The following is a 19,963-nucleotide window of genomic DNA, read 5'->3' as shown; positions in this document are numbered from 1 at the left end:
TTTTGAGACAGGGGAACACTCTCGTGGCACGTGAAGTGCTGACCGACCTGAACCAGGTCCGCAACATCGGCATCATGGCCCACATCGACGCCGGTAAGACCACCACCACCGAGCGGATCCTGTTCTACACCGGGATCAACTACAAGATCGGCGAGGTGCACGACGGTGCCGCGACGATGGACTGGATGGAGGAGGAGCAGAAGCGGGGTATCACCATCACCTCGGCTGCCACCACCACCTTCTGGGCCGACCACCAGATCAACATCATCGACACCCCGGGTCACGTCGACTTCACCGTCGAGGTGGAGCGTTCGCTGCGGGTGCTCGACGGTGCCGTCGCCGTCTTCGACGGCAAGGAAGGTGTCGAGCCGCAGTCCGAGCAGGTCTGGCGTCAGGCGGACAAGTACGAGGTTCCTCGTATCTGCTTCGTCAACAAGATGGACAAGCTCGGCGCGGACTTCTACTTCACCGTCCGCACCATCGAGGAGCGCCTCGGCGCCCGCCCGCTGGTCATCCAGCTGCCGATCGGCGCCGAGAACGAGTTCGAAGGCGTCATCGACCTGGTCCGCATGAAGGCGCTGACCTGGCGCGGCGAGGTCCAGAAGGGCGAGGACTACTCGGTCGAGGACATCCCCGCGGAGCTGGCCGACAAGGCCGCCGAGTACCGCGAGAAGCTCGTCGAGAGCGTCGCGGAGACCGACGACGCGCTGATGGAGAAGTTCCTCGAGGGCGAGGAGCTGACCGAGGCCGAGATCAAGGCCGGTATCCGGAAGCTCACCGTCGCCCGCGAGGCGTACCCGGTGCTCACCGGTTCCGCGTTCAAGAACAAGGGCGTCCAGCCCATGCTCGACGCGGTCATCGACTACCTTCCGTCGCCGCTGGACGTCCCGGCCGTCGAGGGCACGCTGCCCGACGGCGAGACCCCGGTCACCCGGAAGCCGTCGACCGAGGAGCCGTTCTCCGCTCTGGCGTTCAAGATCGCCGCGCACCCGTTCTTCGGCAAGCTGACCTACATCCGGGTGTACTCGGGCAAGGTCGCTTCCGGCGCGCAGCTGATCAACGCCACCAAGGAGCGCAAGGAGCGCATCGGGAAGCTCTTCCAGATGCACTCCAACAAGGAGAACCCGGTCGACGAGGCCCAGGCCGGCCACATCTACGCGGTCATCGGCCTGAAGGACACCACCACCGGTGACACCCTCGCCGACCCGCAGAACCCGGTCGTCCTCGAGTCGATGACGTTCCCGGCGCCGGTCATCCGCGTCGCGATCGAGCCGAAGACCAAGGCCGACCAGGAGAAGCTGTCCCTGGCGATCCAGAAGCTGGCCGAAGAGGACCCGACGTTCCAGGTCAACCTGGACGAGGACACCGGCCAGACGATCATCGCCGGTATGGGCGAGCTGCACCTCGAGGTGCTGGTCAACCGCATGAAGTCCGACTACAAGGTCGAGGCGAACATCGGTAAGCCGCAGGTCGCCTACCGCGAGACGGTGCGCAAGACGGTCGAGAAGCTCGACTACGTGCACAAGAAGCAGACCGGTGGTTCCGGTCAGTTCGCGAAGGTCATCGTCAAGCTCGAGCCGCTCGAGTCCACCGACGGTGCCCTCTACGAGTTCGACAACAAGGTCACCGGTGGCCGCGTGCCGCGGGAGTACATCCCGTCGGTCGACGCGGGCGCGCAGGACGCCATGCAGTACGGCGTGCTGGCCGGCTACCCGCTCGTCGGGTTGAAGTTCACCTTGTTGGACGGCGCGTACCACGAGGTCGACTCTTCGGAAATGGCCTTCAAGATCGCCGGCTCCATGGCGATGAAGGAAGCCGCGAAGAAGGCCGGTCCGGTCATCCTCGAGCCGCTGATGGCCGTCGAGGTCACCACGCCCGAGGACTACATGGGCGATGTGATCGGCGACCTCAACTCCCGCCGTGGCCAGATCCAGGCCATGGAGGAGCGCGCCGGTACCCGTGTCGTCAAGGCACTGGTCCCGCTGTCGGAGATGTTCGGTTACGTCGGCGACCTGCGTTCGCGTACGCAGGGACGTGCCAACTACTCCATGGTGTTCGACTCCTACGCCGAGGTTCCCGCGAACGTCGCGAAGGAAATCATCGCGAAGGCGACGGGGGAGTAGTTCCCGTCCGCTCGCGGGCATAAGGAACACTCCTGAACGTCCGCAGCATCCGTCAAGAAACGAATCCCCGTCCGACAGCCACGTTGGCCGGTGAGTAAGCAAAACAGTCCAGGAGGACATTCCAGTGGCGAAGGCGAAATTCGAGCGGACCAAGCCGCACGTCAACATCGGGACCATCGGTCACGTCGACCACGGTAAGACCACTCTGACCGCGGCGATCACCAAGGTTCTGCACGACAAGTACCCCGAGCTGAACACCGCTTCGGCGTTCGACCAGATCGACAACGCGCCGGAAGAGAAGCAGCGCGGTATCACGATCAACATCTCGCACGTCGAGTACCAGACCGAGAAGCGTCACTACGCTCACGTGGACGCCCCCGGTCACGCGGACTACATCAAGAACATGATCACCGGTGCGGCGCAGATGGACGGCGCGATCCTCGTGGTCGCGGCGACCGACGGCCCGATGCCGCAGACCCGTGAGCACGTGCTGCTCGCGAAGCAGGTCGGCGTGCCCTACATCGTGGTCGCGCTGAACAAGGCCGACATGGTCGACGACGAGGAGATCCTGGAGCTCGTCGAGCTCGAGGTCCGCGAGCTGCTGTCCTCCCAGGACTTCCCGGGTGACGACGCTCCGGTCATCAAGGTCTCCGGCCTGAAGGCCCTCGAGGGCGACGCCAAGTGGGGCGAGAGCGTTCTCGAGCTGATGGAAGCCGTCGACGAGAACGTGCCGGACCCGGTCCGCGAGCTCGACAAGCCGTTCCTCATGCCGATCGAGGACGTCTTCACCATCACCGGCCGTGGCACGGTCGTGACCGGTCGCATCGAGCGCGGCCGCGTCAACGTGAACGAAGAGGTCGAGATCGTCGGCATCAAGGAGAAGTCGACCAAGACCACCGTCACCGGTGTCGAGATGTTCCGCAAGCTGCTGGACACCGGCGAGGCGGGCGACAACGTCGGTCTGCTGGTGCGCGGTATCAAGCGCGAGGACGTCGAGCGCGGCCAGGTCGTCGTGAAGCCGGGCACCACCACCCCGCACACGGAGTTCGAGGGCTCGGTCTACATCCTGTCGAAGGACGAGGGTGGCCGTCACACCCCGTTCTTCAACAACTACCGCCCGCAGTTCTACTTCCGTACCACGGACGTGACCGGCGTCGTCACCCTCAAGGAGGGTGTCGAGATGGTCATGCCGGGCGACAACACGGACATCAGCGTCGTGCTGATCCAGCCGGTCGCCATGGACGAGGGTCTGCGTTTCGCCATCCGCGAGGGTGGTCGGACCGTCGGCGCCGGCCAGGTCACCAAGATCATCAAGTGATTTAGACGCCCCGCCCGGGGGTAATACACCCCCGGGTTAGGGGCGTCAAATCACGTGTGCGACACTATTCAGGTTGCTCGTCCTGGGGCGGCCGAACTCGTACTTCCTTCGGAAGACAGGTTCCGGCCGCCCTGGTATGAGCGGCCACGGTCCGCGGAGCACTTCCTTCGGGTGAGGCTAGCGGGCAAGGGCGTTTGAGACGGCGATCCAAGCTTTTCCGCCGGCTCGATGCCTCCTCACGTTGAGGAAGACCAGGCAAGACGAAGATCCCGCGGGATCCGTCTGTGCGTCGGGCACGACACGCCCGACCGCGTGGACCGGGGACAGGGCCGTTGAACTGGGAAAACCTCAGCCAGGCTGAGGTTTGAAAAGACAAAAGCGGCACGAGACGACAAGGAACGAGCAGCCACCATGGCGGGACAGAAGATCCGCATCCGGCTCAAGGCCTACGACCACGAGGCGATCGACACCTCGGCACGCAAGATCGTCGAGACGGTCACGCGTACCGGCGCCCGTGTTGTCGGGCCGGTGCCGCTGCCCACCGAGAAGAACGTTTACTGCGTCATCCGCTCGCCGCACAAGTACAAGGACTCGCGCGAGCACTTCGAGATGCGCACGCACAAGCGTCTGATCGACATCCTCGACCCGACGCCGAAGACGGTCGACGCGCTCATGCGCATCGACCTGCCGGCGAGCGTCGACGTCAACATCCAGTAGCAGCGGCTGGCGAGCGGCGGAGAGTAAGAGACTCATGTCTGACAGGCAAGTGAAGGGCATCCTGGGCACCAAGCTCGGCATGACCCAGGTCTTCGACGAGAACAACCGGGTCGTCCCGGTGACCGTCGTGCAGGCCGGGCCGAACGTGGTCACCCAGGTTCGGACCCAGGAGAACGACGGCTACAAGGCCGTGCAGCTGGCTTTCGGCGCGGTCGACCCGCGTCGCGTGAACAAGCCGCGCACCGGCCACTTCGACAAGGCGAGCGTGACCCCGCGTCGTTACCTTGCGGAGCTGCGTACCACCGACGCCGAGACCTACGAGGTCGGCCAGGAGATCACCGCCGAGGTGTTCGAGGCCGGTATCGAGGTCGACGTGACCGGTACCAGCAAGGGCAAGGGCTACGCCGGTGTCATGAAGCGTCACGGCTTCAAGGGCCAGGGCGCGAGCCACGGTGCCCAGGCCGTGCACCGCAAGCCCGGCTCGATCGGTGGCTGCGCCACCCCGGGCCGCGTCTTCAAGGGCCTGCGCATGGCGGGCCGGATGGGCAACGACCGGGTCACCACGCAGAACCTGACCGTGCACGCGGTGCGTGCCGAGGACGGCCTGCTGCTGATCAAGGGCGCCGTGCCCGGTCCCAAGGGCGGCCTGCTGTTCGTTCGCAGCGCCGCGAAGGGTGGTAACTGAACATGACCAGCGTCGAGCTGAAGACCCCGGCCGGTAAAGCCGACGGCACGGTCGAGCTCCCCTCGGAGATCTTCGACGTGCAGGCCAACGTGCCCCTCATGCACCAGGTCGTGGTGGCCCAGCTGGCCGCCGCTCGCCAGGGCACGCATGACACCAAGACCCGCGGTGAAGTCCGCGGTGGTGGCAAGAAGCCGTACCGCCAGAAGGGCACCGGCCGCGCCCGCCAGGGTTCGACCCGTGCGCCGCAGTTCGTCGGCGGTGGTGTCGTCCACGGCCCCACGCCGCGCGACTACACCCAGCGGACCCCGAAGAAGATGAAGGCCGCCGCCCTGCGTGGCGCCCTCTCCGACCGGGCCCGTGCCGGACAGCTGCACGTCATCACCGAACTGGTGACCGGCGAGAAGCCGTCCACCAAGTCCGCCAAGGCCGCCATCGCCGCGGTGACCCAGGCCAAGCGCGTTCTCGTGGTGCTGCACCGCGACGACGAGCTGAGCTGGAACTCCGTGCGCAACCTGGCCGAGGTCCACATCATCACGCCCGACCAGCTCAACACCTACGACGTGTTGGTCAACGACGACGTGGTGTTCACCAAGGCCGCTTACGACGTGTTCGTCGCCGGCCCCGTCCGGGGCAAGGGCGCGAAGGCTTCGGCTCGGTCGAGCGAGGTTGAAGGGAGTGACGAGCAGTGAGTGCGATCGCCATCCCCGATCCCCGCGACATCTTGCTCGCGCCGGTGATCTCCGAGAAGTCCTACGGGCTGCTCGAGGACCACAAGTACACGTTCATCGTCCGCCCGGACGCCAACAAGACCCAGATCAAGATCGCGGTCGAGAAGGTGTTCGGCGTCAAGGTGGTCAGCGTCAACACGGCCAACCGCCAGGGCAAGCGTAAGCGGACTCGCGCCGGCTTCGGCAAGCGCAAGGACACCAAGCGCGCCATCGTGACTCTTTCGGCTGAGAGCAAGCCGATCGAGATCTTCGGCGGACCCACCGCGTAAAGGACTGAGCTGACACATGGGCATCCGCAAGTACAAGCCGACGACCCCGGGTCGTCGCGGTTCCAGCGTCTCCGACTTCGCCGAGATCACTCGGTCCACCCCGGAGAAGTCGCTGCTGCGTCCGCTGAGCAAGTCCGGCGGCCGTAACTCCAGCGGCAAGATCACCACCCGGCACAAGGGCGGTGGCCACAAGCGCGCGTACCGGCTGATCGACTTCCGCCGGAACGACAAGGACGGCGTTCCCGCCAAGGTCGCGCACATCGAGTACGACCCCAACCGGTCCGCTCGTATCGCGCTCCTGCACTACGCCGACGGCGAGAAGCGCTACATCATCGCCCCGGAGAAGCTCAAGCAGGGTGACACGGTCGAGAACGGCCCCCGTGCCGACATCAAGCCGGGTAACAACCTGCCGCTGCGCAACATCCCGGTCGGCACCGTGATCCACGCGATCGAGCTCCGCCCCGGTGGCGGCGCGAAGATGGCGCGGTCCGCCGGTGCCAAGGTGCAGCTGGTGGCGAAGGACGGGCCGTACGCCCAGCTTCGTCTCCCGTCGGGCGAGATCCGCAACGTCGACGTGCGCAACCGCGCCACCATCGGCGAGGTCGGCAACTCCGAGCACTCGAACATCAACTGGGGCAAGGCGGGCCGTAACCGCTGGCGCGGCAAGCGTCCCACCGTCCGTGGTGTCGTCATGAACCCGGTCGACCACCCGCACGGTGGTGGTGAGGGTAAGACCTCCGGTGGTCGCCACCCGGTGAACCCGAACGGTAAGCCCGAAGGCCGCACCCGCCGCCGCAAGGCTTCCGACGCCATGATCGTCCGCCGCCGGCGTACCGGCAAGAAGCGCTGAGCAGGGAGGTAGAAGAACATGCCACGTAGCCTCAAAAAGGGCCCCTTCGTGGACGACCACCTGCTCAAGAAGGTGGACGCTCTCAACGAGTCGGGCAAGAAGACCGTGATCAAGACGTGGTCGCGTCGCTCCACGATCATCCCGGATTTCCTGGGTCACACGATCGCGGTGCACGACGGCCGCAAGCACGTCCCGGTGTTCGTCACCGAGGCGATGGTGGGTCACAAGTTGGGCGAATTCGCGCCGACTCGGACCTTCAAGGGCCACATCAAGGACGACCGCAAGTCGCGCCGCCGCTGAGCGGGCACGAGAGAACAAGGAATCTAGCGATGAACGCCCAGAACGACGTGGCCGAGGCTTTGCCGACGGCTTACGCGCGGGCTCGCTTCGTCCGGGACTCGCCTACCAAGGTGCGCCGGGTGATCGAGCTGATCAAGGGACGTAGCGCCGCCGACGCCTTGGCCGTGCTCCAGTTCGCCCCGCAGGCGGCAAGCGAGCCGGTCGCGAAGGTGCTCGCCAGCGCCGTGGCCAACGCCGAGAACAACCTCGATCTCGACCCGGACACCCTCTGGGTCAAGAACGCCTACGCCGACGAGGGCCCGACCCTCAAGCGCATCCGTCCGCGGGCCCAGGGCCGCGCGTACCGGATCCGCAAGCGGACCAGCCACATCACCGTCGAGGTGGAGTCGCGTCCCAAGGCCGAGGCCAAGAAGGCACAGGGCAAGAAGAAGGCAGGTGGCCGGTAGTGGGCCAGAAGATCAACCCGCACGGCTTCCGCCTGGGTATCACCACGGACTGGAAGTCGCGTTGGTACGCCGACAAGCAGTACGCGGAGTACGTGGCCGAGGACGTCAAGATCCGGAAGCTGCTGTCCACGGGCATGGAGCGCGCCGGGATCTCCAAGGTCGAGATCGAGCGCACCCGTGACCGGGTCCGCGTCGACATCCACACCGCCCGGCCGGGCATCGTCATCGGCCGTCGCGGCGCGGAGGCCGACCGCATCCGCGGCGCGCTGGAGAAGCTGACCGCCAAGCAGGTCCAGCTGAACATCCTCGAGGTCAAGAACCCCGAGGCCGACGCCCAGCTCGTCGCCCAGGGTGTCGCGGAGCAGCTGAGCAACCGTGTGGCGTTCCGCCGCGCGATGCGCAAGGCGATCCAGACCTCCATGCGTTCGCCGCAGGTCAAGGGCATCCGCGTGCAGTGCGGCGGTCGTCTCGGCGGTGCCGAGATGTCCCGCTCCGAGCACTACCGCGATGGCCGCGTCCCGCTGCACACGCTGCGCGCCGACATCGACTACGGCTTCTTCGAGGCCAAGACGACGTTCGGTCGCATCGGCGTGAAGGTGTGGATCTACAAGGGCGAGCTCGTGGGTGGCCTCAAGGCCAAGGAGGCGCGTGACGCCGCCGCGGCCGCCGAGCGCGCCCCGCGCCGTGACCGTGGTGACCGCCCGTCCCGACCGCGCCGTTCCGGCTCGTCGGGCACGACGCCGACCTCGACCGAAGCCGGCCGGGCGGCCGCCGCCGCGAAGAGCGACGACGCCCCCAAGGGTGGCACCGCCACCGAGGCCCCGGCTGCTGAGACTGCAGAAAAGACGGAGGGCTGACACGTGCTCATCCCGCGCAGGGTCAAGCACCGGAAGCAGCACTCCCCGAAGCGCCACGGTGCCGCCAAGGGCGGTACGAAGGTGAACTTCGGCGAGTACGGCATCCAGGCGCTTGAGCACAGCTACGTGACCAACCGGCAGATCGAGTCCGCTCGTATCGCCATGACGCGTCACATCAAGCGTGGCGGCAAGGTGTGGACGACCATCTACCCGGACCGCCCGCTGACCAAGAAGCCGGCGGAAACCCGCATGGGTTCCGGTAAGGGTTCGCCCGAGTGGTGGATCGCCAACGTGAAGCCGGGCCGCGTGATGTTCGAGATCTCGTTCCCGAACGAGGAGACCGCCCGTGAGGCGCTCCGTCGCGCGATCCACAAGCTGCCCATGAAGTGCCGCATCGTGACCCGTGAAGGTGGTGAGTTCTGATGGCGAAGGCAGGTGCCGCCCAGGCATCGGAGCTGCGTGAGCTCACCGCGGAAGAGCTCGTTCTGCGTCTGAAGGAATACAAGGAGGAGCTCTTCAACCTCCGCTTCCAGATGGCGACCGGACAGCTCGACAACAACCGCCGTCTGCGCACCGTCCGCACGGACATCGCGCGGATCTACACGGTCATGCGCGAGCGTGAACTCGGCCTGTCCGTTTCCCCTGACGCCGAGAGTGAAGGTGCCGCATGAGCGAGCAGCCCAACGCTGAGGCGGCCCCCGCAACGACCGCAAGGTCCGTGAGGGTTACGTCGTCTCGGACAAGATGAACAAGACGATCGTGGTCGAGCTCGAAGACCGCAAGAAGCACCGTCGTTACGCCAAGGTTCTCCGCAGCACCAGCAAGGTCAAGGTGCACGACGAGAACAACGAGGCGGGCGTCGGCGACCGGGTCACCCTGATGGAGACCCGCCCGCTGTCGGCGACCAAGCGCTGGCGTCTGGTGCAGATCGTGGAGAAGGCCAAGTAAGTAGGGCTCTCTGAGTCCCTTAGTTCCGCAAGGCTCGCGGCAGAACGCGAGAACCAGCGCGACATACAGGAGTAGACGTGATCCAGCAGGAGTCGCGGCTTCGGGTTGCCGACAACACGGGCGCGAAGGAGATCCTTTGCATCCGCGTTCTCGGTGGCTCGGGCGGCGCTACGCGGGCATCGGCGACATCATCGTCGCCACCGTGAAGGACGCCATGCCGGCCGCCGGCGTGAAGAAGGGTGACGTCGTCAAGGCCGTCATCGTTCGCACGCGCAAGGAGCGCCGTCGTCCGGACGGTTCTTACATCCGCTTCGACGAGAACGCTGCTGTGCTCATCAAGAACGACAATGAGCCCCGCGGCACCCGCATCTTCGGGCCGGTCGGCCGCGAGCTGCGCGACCGAAAGTTCATGAAGATCATTTCGCTCGCGCCGGAGGTGTTGTAGAGCATGAAGGTGAAGAAGGGCGACACGGTCGTCGTCATCGCCGGCAAGGACAAGGGTGCCAAGGGCAAGGTCATCCAGGCCTACCCCGAGCGCGAGCGCGTGCTGGTCGAGGGCGTCAACCGGATCAAGAAGCACACGCGGATCTCCCAGACCCAGCGCGGCGCGCAGTCCGGCGGCATCGTCACGCAGGAGGCGCCCATCCACGTCTCGAACGTGATGGTCGTCGACTCCGACGGCAAGCCGACCCGGGTGGGCTACCGCATCGGCGAGGACGGCAAGAAGGTCCGGGTCTCGCGCCGGAACGGTAAGGACATCTGATCATGACCACCGCAGAGAAGATCGCCCCGCGCCTCAAGGTGCGGTACCGCGAGGAGATCAAGGGACAGCTCCAGGAGGAGTTCTCCTTCGAGAACGTCCACCAGATCCCGGGCGTCGTCAAGGTCGTCGTGAACATGGGTGTCGGAGACGCCGCCCGTGACAGCAAGCTGATCGAAGGCGCCATCCGCGACCTGGCCGCGATCACCGGGCAGAAGCCCGAGGTTCGCAAGGCTCGCAAGTCCATCGCGCAGTTCAAGCTGCGTGAGGGCCAGCCGATCGGTGCGCGCGTCACGCTGCGCAACGACCGCATGTGGGAGTTCCTCGACCGGCTGCTGACCATCGCGCTGCCGCGTATCCGTGACTTCCGCGGGCTTTCGCCGAAGCAGTTCGACGGCAACGGCAACTACACGTTCGGTCTCAACGAGCAGTCCATGTTCCACGAGATCGACCCGGACGCCATCGACCGCCCGCGCGGTATGGACGTCACTGTCGTCACCACCGCCAACACCGACGACGAGGGCCGCGCGCTGCTTCGCAAGCTCGGCTTCCCGTTCAAGGAGAACTGAGTCGATGGCCAAGAAAGCACTGGTCCACAAGGCCGCGAAGACGCCGAAGTTCAAGGTTCGCGGTTACACGCGCTGCCAGCGGTGCGGTCGCCCGCACTCGGTGTTCCGCAAGTTCGGGCTCTGCCGGATCTGCCTTCGCGAGATGGCACACGCGGGCGAGCTGCCCGGCGTCCGCAAGTCCAGCTGGTAAGAGTCTTTTTTAACTCCCACTTCGCCACAGGCCCTGCAGTGAGTGCAGGGAACCAGGGCGAGAAAGGTTGACAGGTCACCATGACGATGACCGACCCCATCGCAGACTTCTTGACCCGTCTGCGTAACGCGAACTCGGCGTACCACGACGAGGTCGTGCTTCCCCACTCGAAGATCAAGGCGAACATCGCCGAGATCCTCAAGCGCGAGGGTTACATCTCGGGCTACCGCGACGAGCCGGGCGAGAAGCACAAGAACCTCGTCGTGGAGCTGAAGTACGGCCCCAACCGTGAGCGCAGCATCGCCGGCCTTCGCCGCGTGTCCAAGCCCGGTCTGCGGGTCTACGCAAAATCGACCGAACTGCCGTCGGTTCTCGGTGGCCTCGGCGTCGCGATCATCTCGACGTCGTCCGGCCTCCAGACCGACCGTCAGGCCAAGCGAAACAGCGTGGGCGGCGAAGTCCTCGCCTACGTCTGGTAAGGAAGGGGGCACAGACATGTCACGCATTGGAAAGCTGCCGGTCGCCGTCCCCTCCGGGGTCAAGGTGACCATCGACGGTCAGCAGATCAAGGTCGAGGGGCCCAAGGGCACCCTCGAGCACACCATCGCCGAGCCCATCACCGTCGAGCAGGCCGAAAACGGCACGCTCGAGGTCAAGCGGCCCGACGAGGAGCGCACCAGCCGTGCCCTGCACGGTCTCACCCGGACGCTGGTCAACAACCTCGTCGTCGGTGTGACCGAGGGCTACGAGAAGAAGCTCGAGATCCACGGTGTCGGTTACCGCGTGCAGGCCAAGGGCTCGGACCTCGAGTTCGCCCTCGGCTACAGCCACCCGGTGAAGATCGAGGCGCCGGAAGGCATCACCTTCAAGGTCGAGACCCCCACCCGGTTCTCGGTCTCGGGCATCGACAAGCAGAAGGTCGGCCAGATCGCCGCGGTCATCCGCAAGCTGCGCCGCCCGGACCCGTACAAGGGCAAGGGCCTGCGCTACGAGGGTGAGAAGATCCGCCGCAAGGTCGGAAAGACGGGTAAGTGATCATGAGCGACACGACTACGAAGCGCAAGCCGGTCGGCAAGGACATCTCGACCCGCCGCCGCGTCGCGAAGGCCCGTCGGCACTTCCGCCTTCGCAAGAAGATCAACGGCACGGACCAGCGTCCGCGCCTGGTCGTCAAGCGTTCGTCGCGGCACATCGCCGTGCAGCTGATCGACGACCTCGCCGGCAAGACCCTGGCGTCGGCGTCCACCCTCGAGGCGGACGTCCGCGCGCTGGAAGGCGACAAGAAGGCCAAGGCCGCCAAGGTCGGGGAACTCGTCGCCGCCCGCGCCAAGAACGCCGGTGTCTCGACCGTGGTGTTCGACCGTGGTGGCAACGCCTACCACGGCCGCATCGCGGCGCTCGCCGACGCCGCGCGTGAGGCGGGGTTGGAGTTCTGATGCAGCAGATGCTCGTGAATGGAAGGAAAGCCTGATGCCGGGACGTACACGGCAATTCGGCGGCGGCCAGGGTGGACCCGGCGGGCAGGGCGGCAACGACCGCAATGACCGTCGCGACCGCCGGGACCGGCGCGACAGCGGCCGTGGCGGGGCCGGCCAGGAAAAGACCCCGCACCTCGAGAAGGTCGTGACGATCAACCGCGTCGCCAAGGTCGTCAAGGGTGGTCGTCGCTTCAGCTTCACCGCCCTGGTGGTCGTCGGTGACGGCGACGGTCAGGTCGGCGTCGGCTACGGCAAGGCCAAGGAAGTTCCCGCGGCCATCGCCAAGGGCGTCGAGGAAGCGAAGAAGAACTTCTTCCGCGTTCCCCGCGTCGCCGGCACCATCCCCCACCCCATCCAGGGTGAGGAAGCCGCCGGTGTCGTGCTGCTCCGTCCGGCCTCGGCCGGTACCGGTGTCATCGCCGGTGGCCCGGTGCGCGCGGTGCTGGAGTGCGCGGGTGTCCACGACGTGCTGTCGAAGTCGCTCGGCTCCGACAACGCGATCAACATCGTGCACGCGACCGTGGCGGCCCTGAAGGGCCTGCAGCGTCCCGAAGAGGTCGCGGCCCGCCGCGGTCTCCCGCTCGAGGACGTCGCTCCGGCTCGCATGCTGCGTCAGCGCGCGGGTCAGGGGGTCTGACATGACTCAGCTCAAGGTGACCCAGGTCAAGAGCAAGATCGGCACGAAGCACGCTCACCGCGAGTCGCTGCGCACCCTCGGGCTGCGCAAGATCCGCCAGAGCGTCGTGCGTGATGACACTCCCGAGGTGCGCGGCCTTATCCACACCGTCCGCCACCTGGTGGAGGTCGAGGAGGTCAAGGCATGACTGCCATCAAGATCCACCACCTTCGTCCGGCTCCGGGCGCGAAGCGCGACAAGATCCGCGTCGGCCGTGGTGAGGGCTCGAAGGGCAAGACCGCCGGTCGCGGTACCAAGGGCACCAAGGCCCGGAAGAACGTGCCCGCCGGTTTCGAGGGTGGGCAGATGCCCATCCACATGCGGCTCCCGAAGCTTCGCGGCTTCAAGAACCGGTTCCGTACCGAGTACCAGCCGGTGAACGTGGGCGACATCGCCCGCGTCTTCCCGGAGGGTGGCAAGGTCGGCGCCGAGGAGCTCGTCGCGAACGGTCTCGTCCGCAAGGGCAAGCTCGTGAAGGTGCTCGGCAACGGCGACGTGAACGGCGTCAAGCTGGACGTCACCGCCGACGCTTTCTCCGGCTCCGCCAAGGAGAAGCTCTCCGCTGCCGGTGGCTCCGCCACCACGCTCTGAGCTTTCTTCGCTCGCTTCACCGAAAGGCCCGCCAGGCTCCGCCAGGCGGGCCTTTCGCTTGCGCTCCCTCCGGCGCCTCCGACCTGCGTTTCGCGGGCTAAACGCGATCTGGCCCGTTTCGCCCGCCCCTCCCGCCGACCTGCGTTTAGCCCCCTAATCGCGATCTGGGTCGTGGGCCGCCGCCCCGGCACCGACCTGCGTTTCGCGGGCTAAACGCGCTCTGACGGTCGCCCAGATGCCCGCCGCCCGGATCGCGATTAGGGGGCTAAACGCAAGTCGGCCGCAGCGGTCGCGGGCGTGGCGGAGGGGTGTCCGAGCTGGAAGGATCGTGAGGTGGCCATACCTCCAGGGCAGGATCCGCAGCCCGTTCAGCAGCAGCCGGACGCTCCGCCGATGGTCGTATCGGTTTCCGGCCCCATGGATCCCGTAGGCGAGCCGGCGCGGCCTGGCCGGCTCGAGCCCCGCAGACTGGTCGCCGCGGGATTGGCATCGCTGGCTCTAGTCCTGGCCCTCGTAGGCTGCTTCTTCCCGCTCTTCAAGACCGAGCATCGGTTCGCCTTCGACACCAGCGAACAGCTCCTGATGGTGTTCGTGCAAAGCGCGTGGGACACGACGGCGTTACAGACCAACGAACCTGCTTTCACCACTTCGTCGTCTCCGCTCGGTATCCCGCTCCTGGTCGCCGCGGCTCTCTTGCTGGCCGCAGCGATCGTCAGCGCGCGAGCCGCCGGACGCCCGGGCGCGATGGACAGGTGGCTCACCACCATCGCGGCGGTGTTCCTAACCGGTGTCGTCAGCACCATCGCCACGCTGAGCGCCGGGCGTCAGCTGGGAGATGACGTCAAGGTGGTCCTGACACTCGAAGCGGGGATGTGGGCACTGCTCGCTGCGGTCGTCGCCGCGGTGGGTGCGGCGGTCATGAGCCACCGCGTCCAGGACGACGCTGTCCCAGTGAGCGGAGACTCGGCCCTCGCGGAAATGCCCACACCGAAGGACGGCATCTCCATCACCGTGCTCCCGCCGGAGCCCCCGGACTATTCAGCCTTCGCGCCGCCGCCGGATCCCGGTGCGAAGGAGCGCGATTAGCCCGCTAAACGCGCTCGCGGTCGCCGATACGGTGGGGTAGGAGGTGGCCGATGACTTGGGTGGCGGTCTTTTTCGGAGCGGCGGTGCTCGTGGCGTTTACGCCAGGGGCGAACAATCTGCTCGGCCTGCACCACGGAATGACGCAAGGGGCCTGGAAGGGGCTAGCGGGGCTGTTAGGCCGATTGGCTGCATTCACGGTGCTCATCGCGGCTGTCGCGGCAGGTCTCGGACAGCTCCTCGCGGCATCCGAGCTTGCACTCACGGTGATCAAGTGGGCGGGTGTCGCCTACCTGCTCTGGCTCGGTGGACGTCTGCTGTGGTCGACGTTCCGCGCCGGGCGCACCACGCTGGTCCAGTCGCCGCCGGTCGCCGAATCCGTGCCGGCGCTACGGATCGCGAGGAAGGAATTCGTCGTCGCGATCACGAATCCGAAGGCGATCCTCATCTTCACCGCGTTCGTGCCTCAGTTCATCGACGCAGCTCACGGCTCCTTTTCCGCCCAGATCGCGATCCTCGGCGCCGTCTACCTGCTAGCCGAGTTCGTCGCGGGTGCGACCTACATCGGCGCGGGCGCGCTCGTGAAGACGCTCCGGCTGTCCCGCCGGGCGACTCGCAACGTGGACCGCGGCACCGGTGTGGTGCTCCTCGGCATGGCCGGCGCCTTGGCCACTTCGAGCTCCTGATCACAGTGCGTTTAGCGGGCTGAACGCGATCCGGCAGGGCCCGGAAAGCTGGGACAGGTAAGGCGATCTGTCAAGGTTCCGGAGCGAGAAGCACAAGTCGATCAACCCCGCGGACCAACCTTCGTCCGGAAAACCCACACGCACTGCGGACACGCCCTGTGAAGCTGTTAGAGTCGGCGGCACGCTTCGGGACGAGTGTGCCCCGAAGCGTTCCTGGCTTGTGCCAGAAAGCTGTGTGTTCCCGCCGGCCCCAGGCCGGCCAAGCCGATCGTCGGTAAGACAGCCGACGACGCCGAGGAGGTTCCCCGCGTGCTCAGCGCCTTCCGCTCGGCTCTAGCGACGCCGGATCTACGTAAGAAGATCCTGTTCACGCTAGCCATCGTCGCGGTCTACCGAATCGGTGCCACCATTCCGGCCCCGGGCATCTCGTATTCCGCCGTGCAGCAATGTACGGAGACCGGGTCGCAGGAGGGCGTCTATCAGCTGCTGAACCTGTTCAGTGGCGGTGCACTGCTGCAGCTGTCGCTGTTCTCGACCGGCATCATGCCGTACATCACGGCGAGCATCATCGTCCAGCTCCTCACCGTGGTCATCCCGCGATTCGAGGAACTGAAGAAGGAAGGCCAGGCCGGCCAGGGCAAGCTGACCCAGTACACCCGGTACCTGACGATCGCCCTCGCGGTCCTGCAGGCGACCGGTGTGGTGGCACTCGCCGACCGCAAGCAGCTCTTCCCGCAGTGCGACACCGCGATCATCCCGGACAACAGCGTCTACACGCTGGCCATCATCGTCATCACGATGACCGCCGGTACCGCCGTCATGATGTGGCTGGGTGAGCTGATCACCGAGCGCGGCGTCGGCAACGGCATGTCCGTCCTCATCTTCCTGAACATCGCGGCCCGGATCCCGATCGAGGGTGGCAACATCCTCAGCAGCGCGGGTGGCGTCGTCTTCGCTCTGATCTGCGTGTTCGGCCTGGTGATCATCGCCAGCGTCATCTTCGTCGAGCAGGGCCAGCGCCGGATCCCGGTGCAGTACGCCAAGCGCATGATCGGCCGCCGCATGTACGGCGGGACCTCGACGTACCTGCCGATCAAGGTGAACCAGGCCGGTGTCATCCCGGTCATCTTCGCCTCATCGCTGCTCTACCTGCCGGACCTGATCAGCCGCCTCGTCGGCGACGCCAACAGCAACGCGGGCTGGCAGGTCTTCATCCAGAACTACATCGTCAACCAGTCCAGCTGGGCGCACGTCCTGCTGTACTTCGCGTTGATCATCTTCTTCACGTACTTCTACATCACGATCACGTTCAACGTGGACGAGCGTGCGGAAGAAATGAAGAAGTTCGGTGGCTTCATCCCGGGTATCCGACCGGGTCGCCCCACCGCGGAGTACCTCAGCTACGTCCTCGGCCGGATCACCTTGCCGGGCTCGCTGTACCTGGGCATCATCGCGATCCTTCCGAACTTCTTCCTGTCCGTCACCGGCAGCGGGAACAACCAGAACTTCCCGTTCGGTGGCACGGCTGTGCTGATCATGGTCGGTGTCGGTCTCGACACCGTGAAGCAGATCGAAAGCCAGCTGATGCAACGTAACTACGAAGGGTTCTTGAAGTGACGCGCCTGGTTCTCGTTGGCCCTCCTGGCGCGGGCAAAGGTACTCAGGCGGTAGCACTGTCGGAGAAGCTCCGGATCCCGCACATCTCGACCGGCGACCTGTTCCGCGCCCACGTGGGCGAGCAGACGCCGCTGGGCCAGGAAGCCAAGCGCTACCTGGACTCCGGCGAACTCGTGCCCGACTCGGTCACGAACGAGATGGTGCGTGAGCGCCTCGCCGAACCCGACGCCAAGGTCGGTTTCCTGCTCGACGGGTTCCCCCGGAACACGAAGCAGGCCGACGTCCTCGGCGAGATCCTCGGCGAGGTCGACACCAAGCTCAACGCGGTCATCCAGCTCCAGGTTTCGGAAGACGTCGTCGTCGAGCGGCTGCTGTCCCGCGGCCGCTCGGACGACACCGAAGAGGTCATCCGGCGTCGCCAGCAGATCTACGTGTCCGAGACGGCTCCGCTGCTCGAGTACTACGCGGACATCCTGGTCACGGTCGACGGCGTCGGCTCGGTCGACGAGATCTCCGCCCGCGTGCTGGAAGCGCTGCGCGACCGCACGTGAATCTCGGAGGACTGCGTGTACTGCAACGGCTTCGTCGTGGGCGCATGATCGAAATCAAGACCCCTGGCGAGCTCCAGGCGATGCGGGCCGCCGGATTGGTCGTCTGGCGCACCCTCACCGCGGTGCGCGAGATCGCCAAGCCGGGGGTGACCACGGCCGATCTCGACGAGCTCGCCGAGCAGACGATCCGCGACGCCGGCGCGGTGCCCTCGTTCAAGGGCTACCACGGCTTCCCGGCGTCGATCTGCGCTTCGGTGAACGAGCAGATCGTCCACGGCATCCCGTCGAAGACGCAGGTCCTGAACGACGGCGACATCATCTCCGTGGATTGTGGCGCCATCCTCGACGGCTGGCACGGCGACTCCGCGGTCACCCTCGCGATCGGTGAGGTGTCGAAGGCGGATCTCGCGCTCTCGGCTGCCACGGAGGCGGCGATGTGGGCGGGGATCGCCGCGGTGTCGTCCGGTGGCAGGCTCACGGATATCTCGCACGCGGTGCAGACCGCCGCCGAGAAGGCCGGCCGGGAAGACGGCATCGAGTACGGGATGATCGTCGAGTACGGCGGTCACGGGATCGGGCGCCAGATGCATATGGACCCGTTCCTGCCGAACCTGGGCAAACCGGGCAAGGGGCCGCGGCTCAAGACCGGGATGGCGCTCGCGATCGAGCCCATGCTGACCGGTGGCGGCGGGGAGACCGTCGAGCTCGAGGACGGGTGGACCGTCGTGACCGCGGACGGCTCGCGGGCCTCGCACTGGGAGCACACGGTCGCCATCACCGATGACGGCCCTTGGGTGCTGACCGCCCCCGAAGACGCCTGACCTGCCCCTTCGCCCTGTAGAGCGCGTTTAGCCCGCGAAACGCAGGTGGGCCCCCGGATCGCGTTTAGCCCGCTAAAGGCGATCTGGCTCCCCAGAGCGCGATTAGCCCGCGAAACGCAAGTCCGCCTCGGGAACGCGATTAGCCCGCTAAACGCAGGTGGGATCGCTGGTCGGCGCAGCGTCCGGGCCCGCCGCTGAGACGCCCCGCCCGTTGCCCCCATCGGGTACACCTCGGCCGCTGAGCGCGCCAGGTCCCGGCACCGTCGGAGCGCGATTAGCCCGCTAAACGCAGGTCGGCGCAGGCGTACGATGGAGAGGTCGCATCCGGCGGGCTCAGGGGTCACCTAACACAGTCACCCCCCGTTTGGGGCTCACGACACGGGTTGCGTACACTGTCAAGTCGGTGTACTCATCGCGCCCGGATCCTGCGCGCTCGTGAATTCTCGCGAACGGACATTGGACCCGGGTAGGAGTGTGCCGATGCACCACCCAGCCAAGCACTCAAGCTCTGACTGATAACACAGCGTAGCGACAGGAAATGCGGAGGACATGGGCAAGAAAGACGGGGCCATCGAGGTCGAAGGCCGCGTAGTCGAGCCGCTCCCCAACGCGATGTTCCGCGTCGAGTTGGAGAACGGCCACAAGGTCCTTGCACACATCAGCGGCAAGATGCGGCAGCACTACATCCGCATCCTGCCCGAGGACAGGGTTGTCGTGGAGCTCTCGCCCTACGACTTGTCTCGTGGTCGCATCGTCTACCGCTACAAGTGATCACGACGAGTTAGCACAAGCAGGAGAGCAGGAGACGTGAAGGTTCAGCCGAGCGTCAAGAAGATCTGCGACAAGTGCAAGGTGATCCGCCGTCACGGCCGGATCATGGTGATCTGCGAGAACCTGCGGCACAAGCAGCGGCAGGGCTGATCACTCGCACTCGTACAGAGTGGATTGACGGCTACACAATCTCCCCGCACCTGCCGGGCCGTGCGAACGGCCCGGTTCACCCCCGGACTTCAGGCCGGGGCCGGGACACCCGAAGCGCAAGCCGAGGGCACGACAGGCGAGTCGGTCCCGGGACCGGACGGGGAGCAGACCTGGAGATGAATTCTATGAAGGAGCATCAACGCCAATGGCACGACTCGCTGGCGTAGACCTCCCCCGCGAAAAGCGGTTGGAGATCGCGCTGACCTACATCTACGGCATCGGCCGTACCCGCTCGAAGCAGCTCATCGCGGCTGCCGAGCTCAACGCGGACACTCGCGTCAAGGATCTGAGCGATGACGACCTCGCCAAGCTGCGGGTCTATATCGAGGAGAACTTCAAGGTCGAGGGTGACCTTCGCCGTGAGGTGAACGCCGACATCCGTCGGAAGATCGAGATCGGGTGCTACGAGGGCCTTCGCTGGCGTCGCGGACTTCCCGTCCGTGGTCAGCGCACCAAGACGAACGCCCGCACCCGTAAGGGTCCGAAGAAGACGGTCGCCGGCAAGAAGAAGGCTGGCAAGAAGTGAGCGTCCAGGGCAAGAAGGTCGTGCGTATGGGCGGCGTCCACCGCCGCGGCTCGGCTTGTGTCTCGCCCAAGGCGCTTTACGCCCGCCCGATGGCGCTCCGCAACCTGTACACCGACGCCGGTTCGATCATCCGGCGCGGACAGGCCGAAGCGGTCGCCGCTCACCAAGAGAACGCGCGCTAACAGGAGAACCC

Annotated in this window: 31 protein-coding genes and 1 pseudogene; all 32 read left to right on the top strand. The window is 66.0% G+C overall.

Going from position 1 to position 19,963, the window contains the following annotated elements:
* Positions 1-23 precede the first annotated feature (23 nt).
* The 32 genes and pseudogenes from fusA (at position 24) to MJQ72_RS38055 (ending at position 19,952) form a co-directional block, all read left to right on the top strand.
* On the top strand, positions 24-2,123 hold the full coding sequence (fusA, locus tag MJQ72_RS38210; RefSeq protein WP_240595818.1) for an elongation factor G: 2,100 nt from the start codon (positions 24-26) through the stop codon (positions 2,121-2,123).
* 124 nt (positions 2,124-2,247) lie between these two features.
* A complete protein-coding gene (gene tuf / locus MJQ72_RS38205; RefSeq protein WP_016331088.1) occupies positions 2,248-3,441 on the top strand; it encodes an elongation factor Tu in 1,194 nt (397 codons plus the stop codon).
* 411 nt (positions 3,442-3,852) lie between these two features.
* Positions 3,853-4,158, top strand: a complete 306-nt coding sequence (gene rpsJ, locus MJQ72_RS38200) for a 30S ribosomal protein S10 (protein WP_003102098.1) — start codon at positions 3,853-3,855, stop codon at positions 4,156-4,158.
* A gap of 34 nt (positions 4,159-4,192) precedes the next feature.
* On the top strand, positions 4,193-4,843 hold the full coding sequence (gene rplC / locus MJQ72_RS38195; protein WP_007031036.1) for a 50S ribosomal protein L3: 651 nt from the start codon (positions 4,193-4,195) through the stop codon (positions 4,841-4,843).
* Between the two features lie 2 nt (positions 4,844-4,845).
* A complete protein-coding gene (gene rplD, locus MJQ72_RS38190) occupies positions 4,846-5,532 on the top strand; it encodes a 50S ribosomal protein L4 (protein WP_240595817.1) in 687 nt (228 codons plus the stop codon).
* Positions 5,529-5,840, top strand: a complete 312-nt coding sequence (gene rplW, locus MJQ72_RS38185) for a 50S ribosomal protein L23 (RefSeq protein ID WP_005166778.1) — start codon at positions 5,529-5,531, stop codon at positions 5,838-5,840. The genes rplD and rplW overlap by 4 nt, the downstream gene beginning before the upstream one ends.
* 16 nt (positions 5,841-5,856) lie before the next feature.
* On the top strand, positions 5,857-6,690 hold the full coding sequence (gene rplB / locus MJQ72_RS38180; RefSeq protein ID WP_005166779.1) for a 50S ribosomal protein L2: 834 nt from the start codon (positions 5,857-5,859) through the stop codon (positions 6,688-6,690).
* Positions 6,691-6,708: 18 nt separating this feature from the next.
* On the top strand, positions 6,709-6,990 hold the full coding sequence (gene rpsS, locus MJQ72_RS38175; RefSeq protein WP_003102083.1) for a 30S ribosomal protein S19: 282 nt from the start codon (positions 6,709-6,711) through the stop codon (positions 6,988-6,990).
* Positions 6,991-7,019: 29 nt separating this feature from the next.
* Complete coding sequence (rplV, locus tag MJQ72_RS38170) at positions 7,020-7,436, top strand: 50S ribosomal protein L22 (protein WP_005166780.1); 417 nt, start codon at positions 7,020-7,022, stop codon at positions 7,434-7,436.
* Positions 7,436-8,293, top strand: a complete 858-nt coding sequence (gene rpsC, locus MJQ72_RS38165; protein WP_016331091.1) for a 30S ribosomal protein S3 — start codon at positions 7,436-7,438, stop codon at positions 8,291-8,293. Before rplV ends, rpsC begins: the two co-directional genes overlap by 1 nt.
* A 3-nt stretch (positions 8,294-8,296) precedes the next feature.
* Positions 8,297-8,716, top strand: coding sequence for a 50S ribosomal protein L16 (gene rplP / locus MJQ72_RS38160; RefSeq protein ID WP_005166782.1), 420 nt, complete (start codon positions 8,297-8,299; stop codon positions 8,714-8,716).
* A complete protein-coding gene (gene rpmC / locus MJQ72_RS38155; RefSeq protein WP_007031040.1) occupies positions 8,716-8,964 on the top strand; it encodes a 50S ribosomal protein L29 in 249 nt (82 codons plus the stop codon). The genes rplP and rpmC overlap by 1 nt, the downstream gene beginning before the upstream one ends.
* Positions 8,965-9,037: 73 nt before the next feature.
* Positions 9,038-9,241, top strand: a complete 204-nt coding sequence (gene rpsQ / locus MJQ72_RS38150) for a 30S ribosomal protein S17 (protein ID WP_240595816.1) — start codon at positions 9,038-9,040, stop codon at positions 9,239-9,241.
* A gap of 77 nt (positions 9,242-9,318) precedes the next feature.
* Positions 9,319-9,686, top strand: a pseudogene (rplN, locus tag MJQ72_RS38145) (50S ribosomal protein L14).
* Between the two features lie 3 nt (positions 9,687-9,689).
* Positions 9,690-10,004, top strand: coding sequence for a 50S ribosomal protein L24 (gene rplX / locus MJQ72_RS38140; protein ID WP_005166786.1), 315 nt, complete (start codon positions 9,690-9,692; stop codon positions 10,002-10,004).
* A 2-nt stretch (positions 10,005-10,006) separates the two neighbouring features.
* Positions 10,007-10,570 (top strand): 50S ribosomal protein L5, encoded by a 564-nt coding sequence (gene rplE, locus MJQ72_RS38135; RefSeq protein WP_016331092.1) that lies wholly within the window; start codon positions 10,007-10,009, stop codon positions 10,568-10,570.
* A 4-nt stretch (positions 10,571-10,574) separates the two neighbouring features.
* The gene (locus tag MJQ72_RS38130) at positions 10,575-10,760 is read left to right on the top strand and encodes a type Z 30S ribosomal protein S14 (RefSeq protein ID WP_005166789.1); all 186 of its coding nucleotides are present in this window, start codon (positions 10,575-10,577) and stop codon (positions 10,758-10,760) included.
* Between the two features lie 80 nt (positions 10,761-10,840).
* The gene (rpsH, locus tag MJQ72_RS38125) at positions 10,841-11,239 is read left to right on the top strand and encodes a 30S ribosomal protein S8 (RefSeq protein ID WP_007031043.1); all 399 of its coding nucleotides are present in this window, start codon (positions 10,841-10,843) and stop codon (positions 11,237-11,239) included.
* Positions 11,240-11,255: 16 nt separating this feature from the next.
* Positions 11,256-11,795: a 50S ribosomal protein L6 gene (rplF, locus tag MJQ72_RS38120; protein ID WP_005166793.1), complete on the top strand. Its 540-nt coding sequence runs from the start codon at positions 11,256-11,258 to the stop codon at positions 11,793-11,795.
* Positions 11,796-11,797: 2 nt separating this feature from the next.
* Entirely contained in the window at positions 11,798-12,196 is a 399-nt protein-coding gene (gene rplR / locus MJQ72_RS38115) for a 50S ribosomal protein L18 (RefSeq protein ID WP_007031045.1), read from the top strand.
* A gap of 34 nt (positions 12,197-12,230) precedes the next feature.
* Positions 12,231-12,875 carry a 30S ribosomal protein S5 gene (rpsE, locus tag MJQ72_RS38110; protein ID WP_007031046.1) on the top strand — a complete coding sequence of 215 codons (645 nt, stop codon included), beginning with the start codon at positions 12,231-12,233 and terminating at the stop codon, positions 12,873-12,875.
* A 1-nt stretch (position 12,876) separates the two neighbouring features.
* On the top strand, positions 12,877-13,062 hold the full coding sequence (rpmD, locus tag MJQ72_RS38105) for a 50S ribosomal protein L30 (protein ID WP_007031047.1): 186 nt from the start codon (positions 12,877-12,879) through the stop codon (positions 13,060-13,062).
* Positions 13,059-13,505, top strand: a complete 447-nt coding sequence (gene rplO, locus MJQ72_RS38100) for a 50S ribosomal protein L15 (protein ID WP_034304258.1) — start codon at positions 13,059-13,061, stop codon at positions 13,503-13,505. The genes rpmD and rplO overlap by 4 nt, the downstream gene beginning before the upstream one ends.
* Before the next feature lie 333 nt (positions 13,506-13,838).
* The gene (locus tag MJQ72_RS38095; protein WP_240595815.1) at positions 13,839-14,591 is read left to right on the top strand and encodes a hypothetical protein; all 753 of its coding nucleotides are present in this window, start codon (positions 13,839-13,841) and stop codon (positions 14,589-14,591) included.
* Between the two features lie 50 nt (positions 14,592-14,641).
* Positions 14,642-15,274: a LysE family translocator gene (locus tag MJQ72_RS38090; protein WP_240595814.1), complete on the top strand. Its 633-nt coding sequence runs from the start codon at positions 14,642-14,644 to the stop codon at positions 15,272-15,274.
* 309 nt (positions 15,275-15,583) lie between these two features.
* A complete protein-coding gene (gene secY, locus MJQ72_RS38085; protein WP_007031051.1) occupies positions 15,584-16,891 on the top strand; it encodes a preprotein translocase subunit SecY in 1,308 nt (435 codons plus the stop codon).
* Positions 16,888-17,442, top strand: a complete 555-nt coding sequence (locus MJQ72_RS38080) for an adenylate kinase (RefSeq protein ID WP_007031052.1) — start codon at positions 16,888-16,890, stop codon at positions 17,440-17,442. The genes secY and MJQ72_RS38080 overlap by 4 nt, the downstream gene beginning before the upstream one ends.
* Before the next feature lie 44 nt (positions 17,443-17,486).
* Positions 17,487-18,263 (top strand): type I methionyl aminopeptidase, encoded by a 777-nt coding sequence (gene map, locus MJQ72_RS38075; RefSeq protein WP_038519818.1) that lies wholly within the window; start codon positions 17,487-17,489, stop codon positions 18,261-18,263.
* 549 nt (positions 18,264-18,812) lie between these two features.
* Positions 18,813-19,034 carry a translation initiation factor IF-1 gene (gene infA, locus MJQ72_RS38070; RefSeq protein WP_005166804.1) on the top strand — a complete coding sequence of 74 codons (222 nt, stop codon included), beginning with the start codon at positions 18,813-18,815 and terminating at the stop codon, positions 19,032-19,034.
* Positions 19,035-19,070: 36 nt separating this feature from the next.
* On the top strand, positions 19,071-19,184 hold the full coding sequence (gene rpmJ, locus MJQ72_RS38065) for a 50S ribosomal protein L36 (RefSeq protein ID WP_004558882.1): 114 nt from the start codon (positions 19,071-19,073) through the stop codon (positions 19,182-19,184).
* 205 nt (positions 19,185-19,389) lie between these two features.
* On the top strand, positions 19,390-19,770 hold the full coding sequence (gene rpsM, locus MJQ72_RS38060; RefSeq protein ID WP_005166805.1) for a 30S ribosomal protein S13: 381 nt from the start codon (positions 19,390-19,392) through the stop codon (positions 19,768-19,770).
* Complete coding sequence (locus tag MJQ72_RS38055; protein ID WP_005166807.1) at positions 19,767-19,952, top strand: hypothetical protein; 186 nt, start codon at positions 19,767-19,769, stop codon at positions 19,950-19,952. The genes rpsM and MJQ72_RS38055 overlap by 4 nt, the downstream gene beginning before the upstream one ends.
* The last annotated feature ends 11 nt before the right edge of the window (positions 19,953-19,963 follow it).

It is taken from the genome of Amycolatopsis sp. EV170708-02-1, from assembly GCF_022479115.1.
Classification (GTDB): Bacteria; Actinomycetota; Actinomycetes; order Mycobacteriales; family Pseudonocardiaceae; genus Amycolatopsis.
The sequence above is the reverse complement of the archived record's forward strand: the minus strand, read 5'-3'. Positions and strand labels throughout refer to the sequence as shown.

Coding starts and splice junctions, on each gene's coding strand:
- rpsM (WP_005166805.1), top strand. CDS start 19,390: ATGGCACGACTCGCTGGCGTAGACCTCCCCCGCGAAAAGCGGTTGGAG.
- rpsQ (WP_240595816.1), top strand. CDS start 9,038: ATGAACAAGACGATCGTGGTCGAGCTCGAAGACCGCAAGAAGCACCGT.
- rplX (WP_005166786.1), top strand. CDS start 9,690: ATGAAGGTGAAGAAGGGCGACACGGTCGTCGTCATCGCCGGCAAGGAC.
- rplO (WP_034304258.1), top strand. CDS start 13,059: ATGACTGCCATCAAGATCCACCACCTTCGTCCGGCTCCGGGCGCGAAG.
- rplD (WP_240595817.1), top strand. CDS start 4,846: ATGACCAGCGTCGAGCTGAAGACCCCGGCCGGTAAAGCCGACGGCACG.
- rplV (WP_005166780.1), top strand. CDS start 7,020: ATGAACGCCCAGAACGACGTGGCCGAGGCTTTGCCGACGGCTTACGCG.
- rpsJ (WP_003102098.1), top strand. CDS start 3,853: ATGGCGGGACAGAAGATCCGCATCCGGCTCAAGGCCTACGACCACGAG.
- rpmC (WP_007031040.1), top strand. CDS start 8,716: ATGGCGAAGGCAGGTGCCGCCCAGGCATCGGAGCTGCGTGAGCTCACC.
- MJQ72_RS38130 (WP_005166789.1), top strand. CDS start 10,575: ATGGCCAAGAAAGCACTGGTCCACAAGGCCGCGAAGACGCCGAAGTTC.
- infA (WP_005166804.1), top strand. CDS start 18,813: ATGGGCAAGAAAGACGGGGCCATCGAGGTCGAAGGCCGCGTAGTCGAG.
- rpmD (WP_007031047.1), top strand. CDS start 12,877: ATGACTCAGCTCAAGGTGACCCAGGTCAAGAGCAAGATCGGCACGAAG.
- rplE (WP_016331092.1), top strand. CDS start 10,007: ATGACCACCGCAGAGAAGATCGCCCCGCGCCTCAAGGTGCGGTACCGC.
- rplB (WP_005166779.1), top strand. CDS start 5,857: ATGGGCATCCGCAAGTACAAGCCGACGACCCCGGGTCGTCGCGGTTCC.
- rpsH (WP_007031043.1), top strand. CDS start 10,841: ATGACGATGACCGACCCCATCGCAGACTTCTTGACCCGTCTGCGTAAC.
- rpsS (WP_003102083.1), top strand. CDS start 6,709: ATGCCACGTAGCCTCAAAAAGGGCCCCTTCGTGGACGACCACCTGCTC.
- rplF (WP_005166793.1), top strand. CDS start 11,256: ATGTCACGCATTGGAAAGCTGCCGGTCGCCGTCCCCTCCGGGGTCAAG.
- rplR (WP_007031045.1), top strand. CDS start 11,798: ATGAGCGACACGACTACGAAGCGCAAGCCGGTCGGCAAGGACATCTCG.
- MJQ72_RS38090 (WP_240595814.1), top strand. CDS start 14,642: ATGACTTGGGTGGCGGTCTTTTTCGGAGCGGCGGTGCTCGTGGCGTTT.
- rpsE (WP_007031046.1), top strand. CDS start 12,231: ATGCCGGGACGTACACGGCAATTCGGCGGCGGCCAGGGTGGACCCGGC.
- map (WP_038519818.1), top strand. CDS start 17,487: ATGATCGAAATCAAGACCCCTGGCGAGCTCCAGGCGATGCGGGCCGCC.
- rplC (WP_007031036.1), top strand. CDS start 4,193: ATGTCTGACAGGCAAGTGAAGGGCATCCTGGGCACCAAGCTCGGCATG.